Annotated in this window: 16 protein-coding genes; 8 read left to right on the forward strand and 8 right to left on the reverse strand. The window is 48.4% G+C overall.

What is annotated here, in order from left to right:
• Positions 1-41: 41 nt before the first annotated feature.
• Positions 42-665, forward strand: a complete 624-nt coding sequence (locus G3352_RS07765) for a TetR/AcrR family transcriptional regulator (RefSeq protein ID WP_163755451.1) — start codon at positions 42-44, stop codon at positions 663-665.
• Positions 666-749: 84 nt separating this feature from the next.
• Positions 750-1,331 carry a GNAT family N-acetyltransferase gene (locus tag G3352_RS07770; protein ID WP_163755453.1) on the forward strand — a complete coding sequence of 194 codons (582 nt, stop codon included), beginning with the start codon at positions 750-752 and terminating at the stop codon, positions 1,329-1,331.
• A 13-nt stretch (positions 1,332-1,344) separates the two neighbouring features.
• Here the strand turns inward: G3352_RS07770 and G3352_RS07775 are convergent, their stop codons facing one another.
• Positions 1,345-2,556, reverse strand: a complete 1,212-nt coding sequence (locus tag G3352_RS07775; protein WP_163755455.1) for a serpin family protein — start codon at positions 2,554-2,556, stop codon at positions 1,345-1,347.
• Positions 2,557-2,845: 289 nt separating this feature from the next.
• Between G3352_RS07775 and G3352_RS07780 the strand changes: the two genes are divergently transcribed.
• Entirely contained in the window at positions 2,846-3,436 is a 591-nt protein-coding gene (locus G3352_RS07780; protein ID WP_163755457.1) for a hypothetical protein, read from the forward strand.
• 100 nt (positions 3,437-3,536) lie between these two features.
• Here the strand turns inward: G3352_RS07780 and G3352_RS07785 are convergent, their stop codons facing one another.
• The 4 genes from G3352_RS07785 to uxaC form a co-directional block, all read right to left on the reverse strand.
• The gene (locus tag G3352_RS07785) at positions 3,537-5,417 is read right to left on the reverse strand and encodes an ABC transporter ATP-binding protein (RefSeq protein ID WP_163755459.1); all 1,881 of its coding nucleotides are present in this window, start codon (positions 5,415-5,417) and stop codon (positions 3,537-3,539) included.
• A complete protein-coding gene (locus tag G3352_RS07790; RefSeq protein WP_163755462.1) occupies positions 5,414-7,141 on the reverse strand; it encodes an ABC transporter ATP-binding protein in 1,728 nt (575 codons plus the stop codon). The genes G3352_RS07785 and G3352_RS07790 overlap by 4 nt, the downstream gene beginning before the upstream one ends.
• Complete coding sequence (locus G3352_RS07795) at positions 7,138-7,680, reverse strand: MarR family winged helix-turn-helix transcriptional regulator (protein WP_163755464.1); 543 nt, start codon at positions 7,678-7,680, stop codon at positions 7,138-7,140. Before G3352_RS07795 ends, G3352_RS07790 begins: the two co-directional genes overlap by 4 nt.
• Positions 7,681-7,881: 201 nt before the next feature.
• Positions 7,882-9,324 (reverse strand): glucuronate isomerase, encoded by a 1,443-nt coding sequence (gene uxaC, locus G3352_RS07800; RefSeq protein WP_163755465.1) that lies wholly within the window; start codon positions 9,322-9,324, stop codon positions 7,882-7,884.
• A gap of 204 nt (positions 9,325-9,528) precedes the next feature.
• Here uxaC and G3352_RS07805 point away from each other — a divergent pair, with 204 nt between their 5' ends.
• Positions 9,529-10,275, forward strand: a complete 747-nt coding sequence (locus G3352_RS07805) for an MBL fold metallo-hydrolase (protein WP_163755466.1) — start codon at positions 9,529-9,531, stop codon at positions 10,273-10,275.
• A gap of 86 nt (positions 10,276-10,361) precedes the next feature.
• Here G3352_RS07805 and G3352_RS07810 read toward each other — a convergent pair whose 3' ends face one another.
• The 3 genes from G3352_RS07810 to G3352_RS07820 form a co-directional block, all read right to left on the reverse strand.
• Complete coding sequence (locus tag G3352_RS07810; protein ID WP_163755468.1) at positions 10,362-10,976, reverse strand: hypothetical protein; 615 nt, start codon at positions 10,974-10,976, stop codon at positions 10,362-10,364.
• Positions 10,977-11,184: 208 nt separating this feature from the next.
• On the reverse strand, positions 11,185-12,666 hold the full coding sequence (locus G3352_RS07815; protein WP_163755471.1) for an alpha-amylase: 1,482 nt from the start codon (positions 12,664-12,666) through the stop codon (positions 11,185-11,187).
• A 165-nt stretch (positions 12,667-12,831) separates the two neighbouring features.
• On the reverse strand, positions 12,832-15,153 hold the full coding sequence (locus tag G3352_RS07820) for a helicase C-terminal domain-containing protein (RefSeq protein WP_163755473.1): 2,322 nt from the start codon (positions 15,151-15,153) through the stop codon (positions 12,832-12,834).
• A 169-nt stretch (positions 15,154-15,322) separates the two neighbouring features.
• On the opposite strand from G3352_RS07820, the gene G3352_RS07825 reads away from it, so the two are divergent.
• From G3352_RS07825 to G3352_RS07840, 4 genes are all read left to right on the forward strand, one after another.
• A complete protein-coding gene (locus G3352_RS07825) occupies positions 15,323-15,535 on the forward strand; it encodes a helix-turn-helix transcriptional regulator (protein ID WP_036612923.1) in 213 nt (70 codons plus the stop codon).
• On the forward strand, positions 15,525-15,839 hold the full coding sequence (locus G3352_RS07830) for a hypothetical protein (RefSeq protein ID WP_163755474.1): 315 nt from the start codon (positions 15,525-15,527) through the stop codon (positions 15,837-15,839). Before G3352_RS07825 ends, G3352_RS07830 begins: the two co-directional genes overlap by 11 nt.
• A 93-nt stretch (positions 15,840-15,932) precedes the next feature.
• Positions 15,933-16,430: an antibiotic biosynthesis monooxygenase family protein gene (locus G3352_RS31405; protein WP_090994860.1), complete on the forward strand. Its 498-nt coding sequence runs from the start codon at positions 15,933-15,935 to the stop codon at positions 16,428-16,430.
• A 308-nt stretch (positions 16,431-16,738) separates the two neighbouring features.
• On the forward strand, positions 16,739-18,727 hold the full coding sequence (locus tag G3352_RS07840; RefSeq protein WP_240342980.1) for an LTA synthase family protein: 1,989 nt from the start codon (positions 16,739-16,741) through the stop codon (positions 18,725-18,727).
• The last annotated feature ends 264 nt before the right edge of the window (positions 18,728-18,991 follow it).

Here is an 18,991-nt window from a genome sequence, read left to right on the forward strand (position 1 = left end):
TTTTGTACAGCCAACATGAATAAGTAAAGAGGTATGCAATCATGAGCAAAAATACGAACCCTCCCCGCTCGCCGGGAAGGCCCAAAGCCGGTGCCGATCAGGCATCAGCCCAGTCGAAAATACTGATGACCGCCTCGCGGCTATTTATGGAATACGGGTATGAACCTGTCTCTCTCCAGCAAATTGCCTCGCTATGCGGCGTGACCAAAGCATCAATCTATTATCATTTTTCCAGCAAGCCGCAGCTATTCACCGTCGCCATTACCAGCATGATGGCCATGGGCATGCAGCAGACAGCTCTCCGTATGGATGCACCCGGTACATTGCAAGAAAGACTGGAGAAAGTTGCGGAAGGACGGATGCAACAATCCCACGTTGATACCGAGACCATGATGCGTGAAGCCAATACCTATCTGAATGCAGATCAGCTGGCCCAGATCCGTGAAGCCGAAGTCCGCATCTATGAAGTCCTTGCCACCCACTTCAAGCAGGAGATGGACAACGGTTATTTACGTTCTGCCAATCCGATGCTGCTTGCCCATGCGTTCACGTCCTTGCTGATGTTGGCAAACCGTGAAGGCGTACGCGACATGCATGCAACGATTGCCGATCTGGCACGTGAGCTGGTAGCTTTATTTTTGGACGGGGCCACTCACAAGGCGTAAAGATCTCTCCATGCTTTTGCCAATGCGGCGATACCAGCTCGATCGTTCCTGCAGGACGACTTGAACTCACAGGAGGAATAACCCATGTCTCAACCAACACCATCCCCGCGCATCCCACGTCTGTTGGAAACGAAGCGCATCTATCTGCGTCCATTTGAATCGACTGACGTTGATACCTATTTCCCCGGATTGTTTGACGCCGAGATGCGCAGACTTACTGGAACACAAAACAGCTTCACCCGTACCCAAGTAGAACGCTACATCGAAAACGCGGCCCAGGATGACACACGCTTGATGCTGCTGATTGCCTTGCAGGAGAATGACCAGGTCATCGGGGAGATTGCCCTGATGGACCTACATACCAAAAATCGCAGTGCGCATATTCGGATCGCCATTGATCATACAGAGCATCAAGGAAAAGGATATGGCAGCGAGGCATTGCTGCTTATGCTGGATTATGGCTTCGGTATCTGCAATCTGCACCGAATCGAGCTTGAAGTGTATGCCTTCAACGAGCGTGCAATTCGTACATATGAGAAGCTCGGGTTTCAACGTGAAGGTGTACGGCGAGAGGCCTTGTATTACAATCATCAATATCACGATGCCATTCAGATGAGCATGCTGGAAAATGAATTCCGAGAGCGGCATGTCAGCAGAATTGGATAACGAAGACTACGTGCTACCGGGAGGGAATCTCTTCCGGTTGGTTTACGTTCCCGGCAAATAACCATGCTCCAGTGGATTTATCCACTACAGCAACCATAAATGGGCGATTGGCCTCCATCCTCACCGGATCCGTTGGTGGAGCACTTCCAGCCGCCATTCCCACTAATGTTGAAGCAGCAGCTACAGTTCCTTGTTCGCTCACTTCCATCACGGCACGATGCAGTACCTGACCAATGTAGGCTTGCAAGTTCGGCCCGGGAGAAATCATTTCCGTGAAATTGGCGGCATACGGATCAAAGGCCATTTCCATCCCCATCTGCTGCAACGTTTCTTTCAGGTTCATTCCATACTCTACACGAAAACGTGGCAAAGACAGCTCAACTAAGCTATATTCGGAGCCGCGATCAAGCCGTTTTGGGTCATCCAGCAACTGCTGCTGAACCTCATCCAGCGTACGCCCCTCTCGCGGCAAAACGACAAGCAGATGCATCTGGCCATCTCCGTAAGGCAGTCTTACTGCCTGCCAATCCTCATTCTCAGAGTATTGGAACTGCTTTGTCTGATGCATCATCCGCACAGACAGGTCCTTTCCATTGGCCAGCTTAAACTCTTCGTCCGTCGTGTACTCCGGGTCAAACTCATCCATCCAGTTACCATCAAATGCGATGGCATTCACCAGAATCATCAGGGCTTCCTTTTCGGGCGGCTCCTGCATCAAATTTGGAATCATGCTGTTGGTGTGCTGCTTCACCCATTGATTAATCTCTTCCTTTGCTTGTGCTGGTTGTCCATTGAGTGTCCTGATCTCGGCTTCATACGTTTGCTGTACGGCTGTTTGGTACGTTTCCTCTACCGGGATTCCGTCCTTCACCCACATGGAGTTCGCAATACCGATCTGTATTCCTTTTCCCGGATGGGTCAACAACTGCTGCAAAGCCGCTTGAGAAGCATTCACTTGCTCCATTTCTAGCCCCGACCAGCCCATGACCTTTGCCATCTCTCGCCTAGTCTCACCTACGCTACCGTTATATGCCATGCCAATCGCTGCCGTAATGCTGTAAGGAGAGATCAGCAGATTATTCCCATCAGCTTTCTCTTTGGTACCCATCTGTTGAAGGATGCGCAGCCCCATGGTGTTCATAGCTTGGATTCTTTCGGGTTCGATTTCTTTCAAAGCAGCATTTCGTTCTGACTCGGATAGCTCCTGATTCGAATTAGATTGCATCTTGTTCGGGTCCCCCTTTGCTGAACAGCTCGTAATGATCAGCCCACTTATACAGCATAATAACAGTAATACTCCTAACCGTGCATGCATCGAAATCCCCCCTCATCCGTAATACTCAGATACCCGTCATAGCAATTCACTGATTTCCTTTTTTTACTAGACGTACGGTTGAGGAAAAAGGTTACTTTACACTCATATGCCAAGGTCACCAATTTCTACTGAAGAAAACACCATTCAAAACGAGCCAAAACGGTTATATCTATACCATATACGAATGGAGGGATTCCCTATGATTCCAGCAACGTTGGAACAATTGGAGCAAGTTCGCAAGGAATGCCGCACCATGGTCAAAAAGAGAGCTACCGCTTCCGCCGGTACAACACTCGTTCCTCTTCCAGGTACAGACGTCCTGGCTGATGTGGGAATGCTCATGCAGTTACTGCCTGCCATTAACAATAAATTCGGATTATCGCAAAAGCAGCTCGACGGTATGGACCCTGAGACCAAATCCATGATCTACGGATTCGTCATGTCCATCGGAAGTAAAGTCATCGGACGTATGGTAACCAAAGAACTGGTCGTACAGGTTCTGAAAAGGGTCGGAGTACGCGTAGCTACCAAATCGGTCGCCAAATTTGTCCCTTTTGCAGGTCAGGGATTGGCAGCCGCGCTCAGCTTCACGGCCATGCGGTATGTCGGCAACAAACATGTCGAGGACTGTTATGAGGTCGTTAAACGTATGATCGAGCAGCGTGAATTAATACCGGGCGAGCCAGCACCTTCTGCGCTTGAGGAGACAAATGAAGATCCGAAGCTGGAAGTAAAGACGTCATCCGGCGTCAACGAAGGTAAAGCTCAAGAAGATTCGAAAGAGGGTTAAGGAAAGAAGAAACGATATCGTGGGACTTGCCGCGGTAGCAAACAAATAGCCGGGTGCACCCAAAGGGTGAACCCGGCTATTATGTTAACGCCATCTAGGATCAGATCGCCTGTGGCTGTTGCTCCGTGAACTGACTGTTGTACAGATCAGCATAGAAGCCTTGTTTCTCCATCAATTCCTCATGATTACCCTGCTCAATCACGTTACCATGATCCATAACAAGAATCAGGTCGGCTCCGCGAATGGTGGACAATCTGTGGGCAATGACAAAGCTGGTACGATCCTTCATCAGATCATTCATCGCTTTCTGGATGAACACTTCGGTCCGTGTATCGACACTGCTCGTCGCTTCATCGAGAATCAGAATGGCCGGATTCGCCAGAATCGCTCTCGCAATAGTCAGCAGTTGCTTCTGGCCCTGTGAGATGTTCGAGGCTTCTTCATTCAGCACCGTATCATATCCATCAGGCAAGGTACGAATGAAGTGATCAGCATGGGCCGCATCGGCTGCCTTGATGACTTCTTCTTCCGTTGCGCCTTCTCGGCCATAGGCGATGTTGTCACGGATCGTTCCGTTGAACAGCCATGTGTCCTGAAGCACCATCCCAAACAGGCTGCGCAGCTTGCCGCGTTCCATGTCCACGATATTAACGCCGTCAATTGTAATTTGGCCGTCCTGAATTTCGTAGAAACGCATCAGGAGGTTGATCAGCGTTGTTTTACCCGCTCCAGTCGGCCCGACAATGGCCACCGTCTGTCCCGGTTTTACATCAATATTCATATTTTGAATGAGTAACTCATCCGCTTTATATCCAAAATTCACACCATGGAATGCAACGGCACCCTGTGGATGCTGCAATTGTACTGGTTTCGAAGACTCTGGAACCTCTTCCTCTTCATCCAGCAATTCAAATACCCGCTCCGCCGAAGCGATAGTGGACTGAATGATATTCGAGATGTTGGCAATCTGGTTAATCGGCTGAGTGAACTGACGGGAGTACTGTGTGAATGCAAGGATATCCCCGATGGAGATGGCACCACGTGTAACAAAGATCCCGCCGACCACACAGATCAGCACATAACCAAGGTTACCTACAAACGTCATCAGTGGCATGATAATCCCCGAGATAAACTGGGCTTTCCAACCGGATTCATACAGCTCTTCGTTCACTTTTTCGAACTGTTCTACCGAATGTTCTTCCCGTCCAAAGGCTTTGACTACCTTATGGCCGGTGTACATTTCCTCGACATGGCCATTCAATTCACCAAGTGATTTTTGCTGACCTGCAAAGTGTTTTTGCGAACGGGATGCCACCAGCATAACTACTACCACGCTTAATGGCAGTGTCAAAATGGTAATGAGGGTCATCCATGGACTTATTGTCAACATCATGATGATAACACCGACAATGGTAACTACAGACGTAATGAATTGCGCCAAACTTTGCTGGAGTGTATTACTGATGTTGTCCACATCGTTTGTCGCCCGGCTTAATGTTTCCCCGTGGGTACGGGAGTCAAAATATTTCAGTGGCAGACGTCCTACCTTGGCGCTGATCTGCTCACGCATGTCATACACAACTCGCTGAGCTACACCAGCCATCAGGTATTGCTGAATGTACATGAAAGCTGCACTGAACAGATAGAGTCCCCCAAGCAGATACAAAACCTTCATCAAGGCAGGAAAATCAATCCCGGCCCCCTGTACACCCTGAAGGATGGCAATAGCGCCTTTACTGAGAATATCCGTACCTTCTGCCATAACCTTCGGGCTGATAATGCTGAACACGGTACTTAGAATCGCAGCGACCAGCACACCCAGCAAACGATAGCTGTGGGGTTGAAGATACCGCATCAAGCGCCGCAGTGTACCTTTGAAATCCTTCGCTTTCTCCACGGGAGGCCGCATGCCCATTCCGCCTCCGGGATGACCCGGCCCACCAGGGGGACGAGATGACTTGCGTTCTGAACGTTCACTCATGCGATCTCCTCCTCTGTCAGCTGGGAGGATACAATCTCGCGATACACTTCATTGTGCTCCAGCAGCTCTTTATGTGTTCCCGAACCAACAATTCGTCCCTCATCCATAACCAGAATGCGATCCGCATCCATAACCGTACTTACACGCTGAGCTACAATTAGCACCGCTGCTTCAGTCGTTTCGGACTTCAGGGCAGCACGAAGTTTGGCATCCGTTTTGAAATCGAGAGCCGAGAAGCTGTCGTCAAAAATATATACTTCCGGACGGCGAATCAGTGCGCGTGCAATGGACAAACGCTGCTTCTGTCCACCGGATACGTTGTTGCCTCCCTGCGCGATGACGCTGTCGTAACCATCTTTCATCTCCGTAATGAAGTTCTCTGCCTGGGCCGTTTGAGCGGCTCGAACAATCTCCTCCATCGTGGCGTCATCCTTCCCGTGGCGGATATTCTCCGCAATCGTTCCGGTGAAAAGAACCGCTTTTTGCGGTACAAATCCGATTTTGGCACGCAAATCTTCCTGCCGAAGCTCACGGACATCTGTTCCATTTACCCGTACACTGCCCTCCGTTACATCATAAAAACGTGGAATGAGACTGAGCAATGTGGATTTACCTGAGCCCGTACCCCCAATAATGGCTGTGGTTTCACCCGGGCGTGCCGTAAATGAAATACCCGACAACGCTGCATTTTCTGCACCCGGATAACGGAATGTCACGTTATCGAACTCAATGGTGCCTTGCAGCGATTTCATATGACGAGGCTGCTCTGGATTGCTAAGATCCGGATGCATATCCAATACTTCGTTGATCCGTTCTGCCGAAGCCGAAGCTCTTGGAATCATGACAAAGATAATGGAGACCATAATGAGGGAGAACATGATCTGCATCGCATACTGAATAAAGGCAATTAATGAACCAATATTCATATTTCCACTGTCAATACGCTGTCCACCGAAATACAGAATGGCAATCATTGAAAAGTTCATAACCAGCATCATGACGGGCATTAATGTGGACATGAGCACATTCACTTTAATGGAGACATCTCGCAGATCCGTATTAGCTCCATTGAAGCGAATACGCTCATGTTCCCCACGATTAAAGGAACGCACCACGCGAATTCCTGTTAGTTGTTCACGCAGGACCAGATTGAGTCGGTCGAGTTTTTTCTGAATTTGTTTAAACAAAGGCAGACCTTTCGCACCAATCAGTGCTATAGCCCCAGCCAGTACAGGCAAGACCACCAAGAAAATGGTCGATAATTTGGCATCCTGGGATACCGCCATGAAGATACCACCGATACACATCATCGGTGCCATAACCATCATGCGCAGCATCATCGTTAATACGTTCTGAACCTGCGTAATATCATTTGTGGTACGGGTAATCAGCGAGGCTGTACCCAATTTATCAAATTCCTGCAGCGAAAAGTTCTCCACATGGCGGAATACTCTGCTGCGCAGCTGCTTGGCGAATCCGCCCGCTGTGCGTGAGGATAGATAACTGGCTGTTACGGAACAGGCCGTGCCTGCTATAGCAATCACCAACATCCAGCCACCAATCTGCCAGATGTACGGAACATCCCCTTTTACGATACCGTGATTAACGATGTCCGCCATCAGGGTTGGCAAATACAGTTCAGCTAGCGACTGTAACAGCACCAGACCCAATATGAAGAAAATGGGGATTCGGTAAGGCTGAAGCATGCGAAACAATTTCATCATAGCTTATCATCTCCTTGTGTGGACGCATCCATCTGTTGGGAAACCTTTGTATCAAAAAAGGTGTACACCTTGGTCAACAACTCCGCTAATTGAAGACTGTCTTCCTCACCCAGATGCTCAACGAGCTTATTGAATATCTCCATACGCTCCTGATGAGCCGCCCGGATAATATCACGACCTGCTTCGGTAATCGTAATGCGGACTGCACGGCGATCCTCCGGGTCCATGGTTCGTTCAACCAGACCTTCGTCTTCAAGCCCCCGTATGACAGGAGTAATCGTTGGCGATTTCACACGCAACAAAGCACTGATTTCCGATACTTTCAGTCCTGGATGATTCGATTGCAGAGTGTCATTGAAATTAGGAGGATTATCCTGCCAATTCAACCGTTCTCCCGGGTGCATGCCGTGGAGCAAACAACCCAGAACCATAATTTCATTGTGATTACGCCCATGCGGTTTATGTTGCCTCCATTTGCCTTTATTAAACTGCATGATGGAATACAAAAGCTTCTGGGCAACCGGATCTATGCCAGTCATTATTGTCCCTCCCTTATTTTCATTATCATTCCATAGAGGTCCAACATCATAGGACATCTATTAAATAGCATTCCAATTAAATAGCCAATCAATTAATTAGGTGTACTAAGTATATTCCTGCAAAAGTTGAATGTCAAACAGCAAATGCACAACAAAAAACCGTGACTTTAAAGCCACGGTTTTGAACCAAATATAGAAGAATTAAGACTGCGAAGCAGATACAGTTTTGAGCGCGGAAGCAAAAGGGAAATACTCCTTCGCATTGTTGTAGGCAATGCCCTGTACGATCTGTCCAAGTAGATCCATATCATGCGGTACCTCTCCTTGTTCGGCCCATTCACCGATGAGGTTGCAGACCAGGCGACGGAAATACTCATGTCGTGTGTAGGAGAGGAAACTGCGGGAATCGGTTAACATGCCGACAAAACGGCTGATTAGACCTACATTCGCCAGCGCCTTCATCTGAGCGAGCATGCCATCCTTCGTATCATTGAACCACCATGCTGCACCAAGCTGAATTTTGCCTGGAATGCCGCCGCCCTGGAAACTGCCGATAATCGCTGCGAGCACTTCATTGTCCCGAGGATTCAAGGAATACAGGATCGTTTTCGGCAACGCTTGCTGCTGCTCCAGCGCATCGAGCAAACCGATCATGGCTAAGGAAAGCGGCGTATCATTAACGGAATCATATCCGGTATCCGGACCAAGCTGGGCGAGCATACGGCTGTTATTATTGCGGGCCGCATTAATATGGAACTGCATGACCCAGCCTCGATCTGCGTACAACTTGCCGAGGAAAGTCAGCGTTACCGTCTTGTACTTGTCCTCTTCCTCACGACTGACCTTCTCGCCTGCAATAGCCTTGGCAAAAATCGCTGCTGCTTCCTCACGTGTGGCCGTGCCGTAAGGTACATAATCGAGTGCATGGTCAGACACCCGGCCTCCTACGGAGTGGAAGAACTCTACCCGTGATTCCAGAGCGGAGAGGAATGAGTCATAATCGGAAATCTCCGTACCGGCTGCCTGCGACAACTTGCCTACCCATTCCGAGAAGGTGTCACGGTTCAATTCCAATCCTTTATCTGGACGGAATGAAGGCAATACTGCGGCATCGAATCCTTCAATCTCCTGAATCTTCAGGTGATATTCCAAGGAATCACATGGATCATCCGTCGTGCATACCACGGTTACATTCGATTTGGTAATAAGATCACGTGCACCGAATCCGTCACTGTTCAGTTTTGCATTTACTTTTTCCCAGATGGCCGGGGCGCTCGTCTCATTCAACACTTCATAGACACCGAAATAACGCTGTAATTCCAGATGTGACCACGCGTACAGCGGATTACCAATCATCATTGGTACAGTTTTGGCATACGCCAGAAAACGATCGTAATCGGTTACGCCCTCTCCACCCGTAATGTACTGCTCCTCAATTCCGTTTGCGCGCATCAGCCGCCACTTGTAGTGATCACCGTATAACCAAGCCTCTGTAATATTGCCAAAGGTTTTATTCTCGTAGATCTCCTGTGGACTCAAGTGGCAGTGATAGTCAATAATCGGCATGTCCTTCGCATAGTCCTCATATAACTTGATCGCCGTTTCATTGTGCAGCAAAAATTGTTCATCCAGAAAAGACTTCATTCGCCTCGCACGCTCCCTTAGGTGAGTTTACGTTCATATGGGTTCACTTCCCAATCTTTACGCTACACTGTTTGCCTACAAAGTTCAATATAAAATGATAGCGTTATCAAAAAAGGTTGATTTAGGCATATTTCCTGGAACAAGGTATACTGGTTTTAATCGCAATGATACTGATCTAAAGGTGGATCAAAGGAGATGAACGCAATGAAAATTACATTTCTCGGTACGGGAGACATGTTCAGCGTGGAGCAATTCCACAACAGTATGCTGGCCGAGTTCGGTGATACACATCTGGTGATTGATTTTCCGGAGTCCAATGCAAAAGCATTAAAGGCGTACGGCTTTCCAATGACGGATATCCACAATGTGTTTATTACCCATCTGCATGAGGATCATATTAACGGAGTACAGATGCTCGGATATTATTCACAGATTGTGGGCGATGGCAAGCCACGTTTGTTTATCCACGAAGAATTGGTTGATCCGTTATGGAGTATTTTATCCCCAGGCATGCGTTATACCACTGACGGGGAGCGCACGATGAGCGACTATTACGATATCGTACCTTTACCGGATGGAGGCACATTTGAGCTGGGGGGCGTGACGTTTGAAACTTTTCGAACACAGCATGTGCCGGGCATGGTCAGCAATGGCCTTCTTGCAAAGCCCTATTTCTACTATAGCGCAGACAGCACGCTCGATCAGGAACGAGTAGAGCAGGCGGCCAAAGACGTACAGCTAATTTTCCACGAATGTCATATGCATGATCTGGTGATCAAATCACACACCTCACTGAAGGATCTGCAACAACTACCCGCCGAAGTGAGACAGAAAACCGTGCTCATGCATTATCATGATGAATATGCCAATGCGGCCAAACGGGCACAGTTCAACCAGGAGCATGATCTAAAAATGGTAGGCACGCTGGAGTCGTTTGAACTGGAAGTGTAGTACGCAACTCGAACTAATGTATCACCAAAATAAAGAGGCAGCATCCATGCAGTTCCCCTTGGCGGAGCTTTTTAGGTTCTGCCTTTCTATTGATCTGCATTCCATGATTTCATATATTCAATAGTTTCAGGAGATGGTTTGGCTTTAACATGAATGTAATCTTCCGTACGCTTATCATTTGGTCCGTAAGAGATTTTGATATACATATCCTGATAAGTATGAATGATATTGCTATGGATCTCCGCTTTGGGCTTCAAAATATAATCTCTGAGTAAACTTAATCCCAACGGTTCTTTTCCAGGACCCAGAGTCGTCTCGTGTGTGTTTCCCGCATTGGAGTTAAGGAGCTCTGTGGCGTTAATACTATTCATCAAGGATGGATCAAGTGTAAAAGACTGTATTACATTGACCATCGGTACCCGGGCCTCTTTAACAGAAATCTCATATATAATGCGGTCCAGATCAGATTCTTGATGAACTCTAACAGTAGCAGTCAAGCTATAATCATCTGGCAAACGCTCCTGAAAGGAATCTGGATTTTTCAGCAAACGCTGGGTCAAATCTCTTCGCTCGGTATTCAGCGTATAATCATCCGTTCGCTTCGGTTCTCCCCTTGGCCCTTTGTTTGTTCCCAAACTGCAAGCCCCCAGACAGACCGCCATTACAAGCAGCCACAACCCCAAGTGTACTAATTTCCTCACCCGATTTCCCCCTCGGTATGATCTATCTAAGATGAACACGAATCGATTTTAATAGTAATCATAATATTGGTTTATTATTCCATATAAGGATAACACAATCAAACCCACTCCACCTAACATAAAAAAACCACCTGCCTGGCAGATGATCACCAGTTCAGATGGTTTAACTGTCTATATGAAGATTCACTGATCAATGATCCCAACCGTATTACTCAGCGTCTGCACGATCCTCACCCTGATCCGGGAGAGCCCACACGGAGACGCCCCCACCACATACATGGAAGGTGGCCCAGCCGTCTTTCTCAATAGTAATGCTATCCTCGCAGCTGTGCGTCAGATCGGTCCAGACTTCACCAGCACGGTGTTCGCCAACAAACATTCGTTTCTCACCATCATCACCATTCGAGATAACTACTGCACAACCGGAGCCTTCAATTTCGTCCACCCCGCGACGTACCCACCCAATCGTGTTCGCGTGATCGAAGTAATCTTCCTGCTCTCCATAAGCTTTGTCGTAACGGGCTGACATCAGAATGTCCAGAATGTCCTTCTTACCCTCAACAGGTTCGGGACCACCAATACCGTAATAATCACCATAAAAGACAACCGGGTAACCGTCACGACGCAGCAGCGTCAGCGCATAGGCGCTCGGCTTGAACCAATCGCCCACCCAGGATTCCAGCGCTTCATGCGGCTGGGAATCATGGTTATCGACAAACGTTACGGCATGCGTCGGATGGGTCTGCACCAAGGTGTCATCAAAAATCTTGGAAAGATCAAAGTCCCGGCCAGCCAGAGAGGCTTCATGAAGTTTGTAATGCAGGGACACATCGAACAGATCAATCTGATAGTCCACCGTATCCAGAAATTCACGGCATGCATCGAGATTGGAGTTCCAGAACTCGCCCACAATGTAGAAATCCTGCCCCCGCTTGCGGATCATCTCAGCAGCGAATTCCTTGATGAATTCGTGGTTGATATGTTTGATCGCATCCAGTCGAAAACCACTGCATTGCAGCGTATCGATGAGCCATTTTCCCCATTGGAGCATTTCCTGTCGGACATCCGGGTGATTGTAATCGATATTGGCGAACATTAGGTAATCATAGTTGCCGAACTCATCGTCGACATTTTGATTCCAGTTCTTGTTCTCCCCTGCAATGCGGAACACACCGCTTCGTTCTTCCTTGGCATCAAAGTCGGTACCGTTGAAATGTTCGGCGTTCCATTTGAAAGAGGAGTATTGATCCCCGCGGCCCGGAAATGTGAATTTGGTCCAGCCCTCAATCTCGAACGGTTTGGAAATTTCCTTCAATCGATCATTGGGGTCAACCTCAATCACCTTAAACACTTCCGTCTCATCCGCACCCGCTTTATGGTTCATCACCAAATCCACATAGACGGCAACGCCATTCTTCTGGCACTCGGCAATCGCATCGACCAGTTCCTGCTTGGTGCCATATTTGGTACGCACGCTGCCTTTCTGGTCAAATTCGCCCAGATCGTACAGATCATATACGCCGTAACCGGTATCCTCGGGAGATACGGCTTTGGTCACCGGAGGCACCCATATGGAGTCAATGCCTTTGGCTTTCAGTTCTGGCGCCATTTCGGCCAATCGCTTCCAGTGGTTTCCGTCTGCGGCCAGGTGCCATTCAAAAAATTGCATCATCGTATGATTTCTCTTCATTCCCAACCGACCTCCTTGATTGCTTTCGAAGCGGATCACGGCACGCATCTGTATCGTCCTTGTTCGTTCGTATGCTATCCAAGTAATACCCTTTTCGGCCTATCCTTCAATCATGCACAGAAAAGAAAGCTGAAAAGTCTACGATCGATCTTTAGCTATGAATCTTTATTGGGGTGAAATCCGTGTGTAGTCTTGCCATTCCTCGGGCAGCAATGATCGATACGGTTCCTCGGTGAAACGATCGTCAACCAGCACCAGTACGCCCTTGTCCTCTTCCGTACGTATCAGCCTTCCACCTGCCTGCAATACCTTGTTCATACCTGGGAAAACATAGGCATAATTAAATCCGTTTCGCCCTGTCCGACTATAATAATCGCGGAGTACGTTGTTCTCCAGACCAATCTGGGGAAGTCCGGCCCCGACCACCACAACTCCATTCAGACGATCACCCGGCAGATCCACACCTTCGGAAAATACACCGCCCATAACGGCAAATACCAACCGTGTTCGTTCAGGATGTGGCTGGAACGCGTTCAGGAACGCCTCCCGTTCCTCTTCACTCATGCCCTGTTCCTGCATCACGACTTCTGCCTCGCCCGGCTGTTCCATATACGTCGCATGTACTTCGCGCATATATGGATAGGATGGGAAAAAGACGAGCAGGTTGCTATGTGGCCACTCGGCAACCAATTGGCGCAGCATATTGGCAATTGGCTGTCTGGAACGTTCACGATCCCGATAGCGAATCGATAATGGTAGCAATCTCACATCCAGCTGCTCCCGCTGGAAAGGCGAAGCAATACGCAAAGTATAATCCTCTTCCTCCGCACCTAGCATATCCCGGTAATAACCCAGAGGTGACAATGTCGCAGAGAAATGAATGGTAGAACGGAACCCTTTGGCTGTCTGGCGCAGCAGCACGGACGGATCCAAGCAGAACAGCTTCACTCGTACTTCACTTCGTACACATTCCGCATAGGTAATGAAGCGTTCATCGTACAGCTTGGCAATACGCAGGAAATTCTGTGCGGTGAAATAGGCTGCCAGCAGCAATTCATCCGTCTCGGCATTTCCCGAACCGCCTTCAACAAGGCATTGCTCCGCAACCATGACAAAAGGCTCCAGCAGTTCAATCAGTTCCTCTGGCGCCTCCTGTTGCAGCAATTTACCCTCATCTCCACCGTTTTTGCGGAGCGTAATCAGGTATTTGTCTATGGCGCCCGTTCGATCCGCAATAGCTTTGGCAGCGGTCACACTGCTGCCAAGCGTTTGGAATTCCCTTTTGACATCCAGAAAGACCGCCTTCTCCAGCTCTGCCGAAAACATCATTCGGCCCCGATCAACCAGATTATGTGCCTCATCGACCAATAATACCGTCTTGCGCTTCTGCTCCTCCAGCATGCGTTTGAGCGAGATACGCGGATCGAAAATATAGTTATAGTCGCAGATCACCGCATCGGCTGCATACGCAGCGTCCAGTGAAAATTCAAACGGACATACCCGATGCTTGCGTGCGTACTGTTCAATAACCGGGCGTGTCATTAACGTCTCATGTTCCAGCATATCCAGCACGGCTTCATTAATACGGTCATAATATCCTTCGCACATGCCACACTGTCCCGTATCACAGGCTTCCTCTTCCTTGAAACAGATCTTGTCCTTCGCGGTCAGACTGATCACATGCATCTTCAATCCTTCCGCCTGCATCCGGGCAAAAGCCTCTTCTGCCGCCACTCGCGTCGTCGTTCTCGCGGTCAGATAGAACAATCGTTTGGCTTCTCCTTCACCAATGGCCTTGACCGTGGGAAACAGTACGGACATCGTTTTGCCAATACCCGTTGGCGCTTTCGCCATCAGTCCCTGCCCCTCGCGGATTGTCTTGTATACGGCTCCTGCCAGCTTGCGCTGTCCCTCTCTGTATTTGCGAAAAGGGAAAGGCAGCTCTCGCACGCTTATATCGCGCTTCTCTTCATAAGCCACAATCATCTCTGCGTATGGCGCGTAACCAGCGACCAGCTCTGCTGCAAACTGTTCCAGCTCCTGCCGTTCCAGCATCCGCCGAAACCGTCTTTCTTCATTGTTCACGGTGTGCACGTACGTAAGCTGTACCTGCATACGGGGCTCATCATGCTGAACGGCGTACATATAGGCATACATCATGGCCTGCGCCCAGTGTACTGGGGCCCCATCGCCCAGGTCGTCCAAATTTCCCGCAGTTGATTTGATCTCATCCACCGTCAGTTGACCATCCAGACGAATCAGTCCGTCACATCGTCCCTCCACCATGTAGGTCAAGTCTCCGTGCTGCAGTTCCACTTCGAGAACTACTTCTTTCAAATCCTCTTCCGTGTAGTCCTTCTGCACCCGTTGGTGTATCCGGGTTCCCTCCTGCATCGATGCATTAGTGCGGAACCCTGGACGTATGCTGCCACTGCGGTACACATATTCCACCAAAGGCCTGACTGATATTCGAATTGCGGTTGTCATACGATCACCCGTTCTGTTTGTAGTGACTATACTTTATCACGAAATATGCTTTTGGACACAGCATCACCTTAAAGAAGTGGAAAATATTATAAAGAAAGATTGACATCCCATCGTCCCATAAGTAAAGTTAACTTTACGTAAAGCCAACTTTACTTATGGGAGGATATACTTGCAAAATCTAATCAGAGACAAACGAATACATATGCACATCACACAGGAAGAACTGTCTCAACGTCTAAAGGTCTCCAGGCAGACCATCATATCGCTGGAATCCGGAAAGTACAAACCTTCTCTTGTTCTTGCTCACAAGCTTGCCCAATTATTTGGTTGTCAGATCGAGGAATTATTTATTTTTGAAGGAGATGAGAATATTGAGTTCTGAATTACTGAATCGGATGATCGGGATCGGTGGAATTGTAGCTGGTTTTTTATTTGCAATACTCATTATTTTTTTCACAAGGTTGATTGCAAAAAAGCATAACGGACTGGATGAGCGGTACCTTTATTGTATCACGAGAGCAAAGGCCTTCTCCTGGAATGCAACAACCATCAGTCTTGCTCTGGCATGGATCCTCGTAGTTATGCTAGACGGGATATCGCTTTCCTTTTTCATTATTACTGCAGTGTTTGTCATTCATTGTTTATCTTCTATTGTAGCAAACCTATACTACTCAGCTCAGAATTAGCCCACCTGTCCGATACATGTGAAACCGATTGGACTCACACAATCCCATATGCTATGTTGAAGTGGAATGTACGTAAATAAGGAGGCATCTTCTATGTATATCTATTTGGTTCCTTCACCAATTCCGGATGCACTTGCTGCATATCCGCATCTGACTTTGCGCAGCGAGGAACAGGTTCGTTTGGCCATTGAATCGACAGAACGTCTGATGAACATTGAGTCCGATGATAACGTAGCGGCGTATGAAGCCTTCGATGCCGCAGGCTCCTGGACAGGCGGCGGTTATGCCGTTCTCAACAATATACCCGTAACCGAAGATGGACGGAATGACTTCGAGGAACGCTTCAAGAACCGTGCACGCAAAGTGGAAGACGAACCCGGCTTTGTCGGCATTCGTGTGCTTCGTCCTTTAAAGGACGATACGTATGTCGTACTTACACTCTGGCAGTCCGAAGATCATTTCAAAAACTGGCAGCAGTCTCAAGCCTATAACCATGCTCACCGCAACCGCAGCACGAGTGAAGGGCTGACTGCACAGAAGCCCACCATGTTTCCAAGACCTTCATTCGTCACGACCTTCACCATAGAGTAAACGAACGGGAGCAAAACTGACGGTTATGCTCCAGAATCTGTATACAAGTTTACAGATATACTGTAATCACACTTTGGGCAAGCATCATTTGATTATTTGTACTTTAAAATGCAACCCCTTCCGCCTCTTCTTCAATGGAAGGGGCTTTTTGTATACGTGAGGTCATGAATGACCCAAACTCCTCCCTGCTTATTTCCAATAATTGAAAGAATCGAGCAACCAAGAAGTTCGTTGCTTTTGACACGACATGCCATGAGATAGCATAATACTTGTTAAATGAAACTTCGGAAAGGAAGGAAGGCGGTAACTTGTCACGCAATTCACTCACCCGGTTTCTAAGCGGACCGTTTATAGTGTTCACCGTTATTATGATGATCAAAAGCTCTCTGGCCTGGATTGTGATCTTCGATGACATCCCCGTCTGGAAACCGCTGCTGACAGAGTTGCCGCTGATCTGGATCTGCTTCTGTCTGATTGAGTGGTTCGCAGCCAAACGCCGGATGTGGCTCTATCTCGGACTAAATCTGGTGCTATCGGGCATCTTCTTCGCAGCGATCATGTATTACAAATATTATGGTGTGATTGTCAATTATCACGCACTCGCACAGGTTAATCAGGTAACCTCGGTCAAGAGCAGCATGTTCTCTTTGCTTGATCCGTATTATTTGTTTATTTTTGCAGATATTCTGGTCATCGCGGGGATTCTGATTCGTCGGCGGATCAAGCTCGGCGGGACTGAACGTCCCGGCAGAGTGCCGCTTGAACGAAGGGCCAGAAGACGGATTGCCTCAGTCATTCTGATTCTGTCGATGATGCTGTGCATGCTCAACATATACCCCAATCGGGCGAGTATGAGCGAAATTACACAGGCGGAGCAGATGGGTATTCTCGGTTACGAAGCGTACACCATCCTGGCTGATCGGCCTGACAAACCCGTGCCCCTCGATCAAATCGATCAGAATCATATCGACGAGATTAAACAAACGACAGCACTGCCCGCTGTTGTGAAGGAAGGTGCAGCCAAAGGACGCAACGTCATTGTCCTCCAGCTCGAATCATTCCAGAACTTCCTGATCGGATTGCAGGTGGACGGACAGGAAGTTACCCCCAATCTGAATAAGTTGGCTGGACAAAGCCTGTACTTCCCGAACTTTTATCAGCAAGTCGGACAGGGAAATACGTCGGATGCCGAGTTTGTGGTAAATACATCGTTTTACACACCGCCCAACGGGGCTGCAACTACCGTCTATGCCAATAAGGAGTTACCAAGTCTGCCCAGACTGATGTCCGCGAACGGTTATCAGACAGCCACATTCCATACGAATGATGTGCACTTCTGGAATCGCGATCAGTTATACAAGGCGCTTGGATTCGACCAGTATTATGACATGAATTATTTCGGAACAGAGGATTCGATCGCCTTCTCGGCATCGGATGAAGTGTTGTACAGCAAGACACTGGATAAACTCGAGGCCATGCAGGCATCAGGGTCACCTTTCTATGCACAAATCATATCCATGTCTGCACACCATCCTTACCATTTGCCAGAAGATAAGAAAAGTCTGACGTTGCCGGATCGGTACGTTAATACGTTGCCAGGGGATTATCTTGTGTCCCAGCATTATGCCGATCAGGCGGTGGGACAATTTATTGAGGGACTTAAGGAACGTGGACTATGGGAAAATAGCCTGCTGGTCGTTTATGGCGACCATCTGGGTCTGCCTATCTACTCGCTGGATCGGACTGATGAGAAGCTGATGCAGGAAATTTACGGTCGGGAGTACACGTCTGCGGACATGATCAATATTCCACTTATCGTCACGGCTCCTGGCATCACGCCAGCAGCTCAGCTGGAACAGATCGGAGGACAGGTGGATATTCTGCCAACGATCGCCGGGTTGACCGGCGCCTCTCTCCAGAACCAACTGTATTTCGGGCAGGATTTGCTGCGTGAGGGAAATAATCTGCTGCCAGAGCGCTATTATCTTCCCTCCGGTTCCGTACTGAACGATGCTTCACTGTTCGTTCCTGAGACGGGGTACGGTGATGGTACGCATTATTCTCTTGCGGATGCCGGGAGACAGGATGTCGTTTCGGCAGAGCCTGATCAGGAGAAGGGCACGATTCCCGACAGTCTGGAGGATGAACCGACCCTGCCCTCATCTGCCATACCATCTGAAGAGGAGTCGACCTCTTCAGAATATATTACGAAGGAACAGTACGAACGGGCTTTGGATCTTCTCCACTTATCCCACAGTTATCTGAGTCAGTTACCGAATCGAAATGCAGTGAAATGATACAACATGCAAAATGAACTTTCTTTCTTTTAACAAATTTAATCCATGATGATAAAAGACAAGAGCCCATGAAAGGTCGTCCGAGAACGATCTGGTTCATGGGCTTTTTCCATTCTTTTAACCTCTAGATCTAACACTTTCTCCCCAACTTTCTAACAAAAAGACACCTATAACCATCCGAATCATCCATTGCCAACAAATTCCCCTCTCTAGCGAAAACACCTGGACGTTCCTCTTCCTTGAGCAGCGGTTTACAATGAAAGC

Source organism: Paenibacillus sp. ALJ109b, from assembly GCF_010747435.1.
In the GTDB taxonomy this organism is placed as follows: Bacteria; Bacillota; Bacilli; order Paenibacillales; family Paenibacillaceae; genus Paenibacillus; species Paenibacillus taichungensis.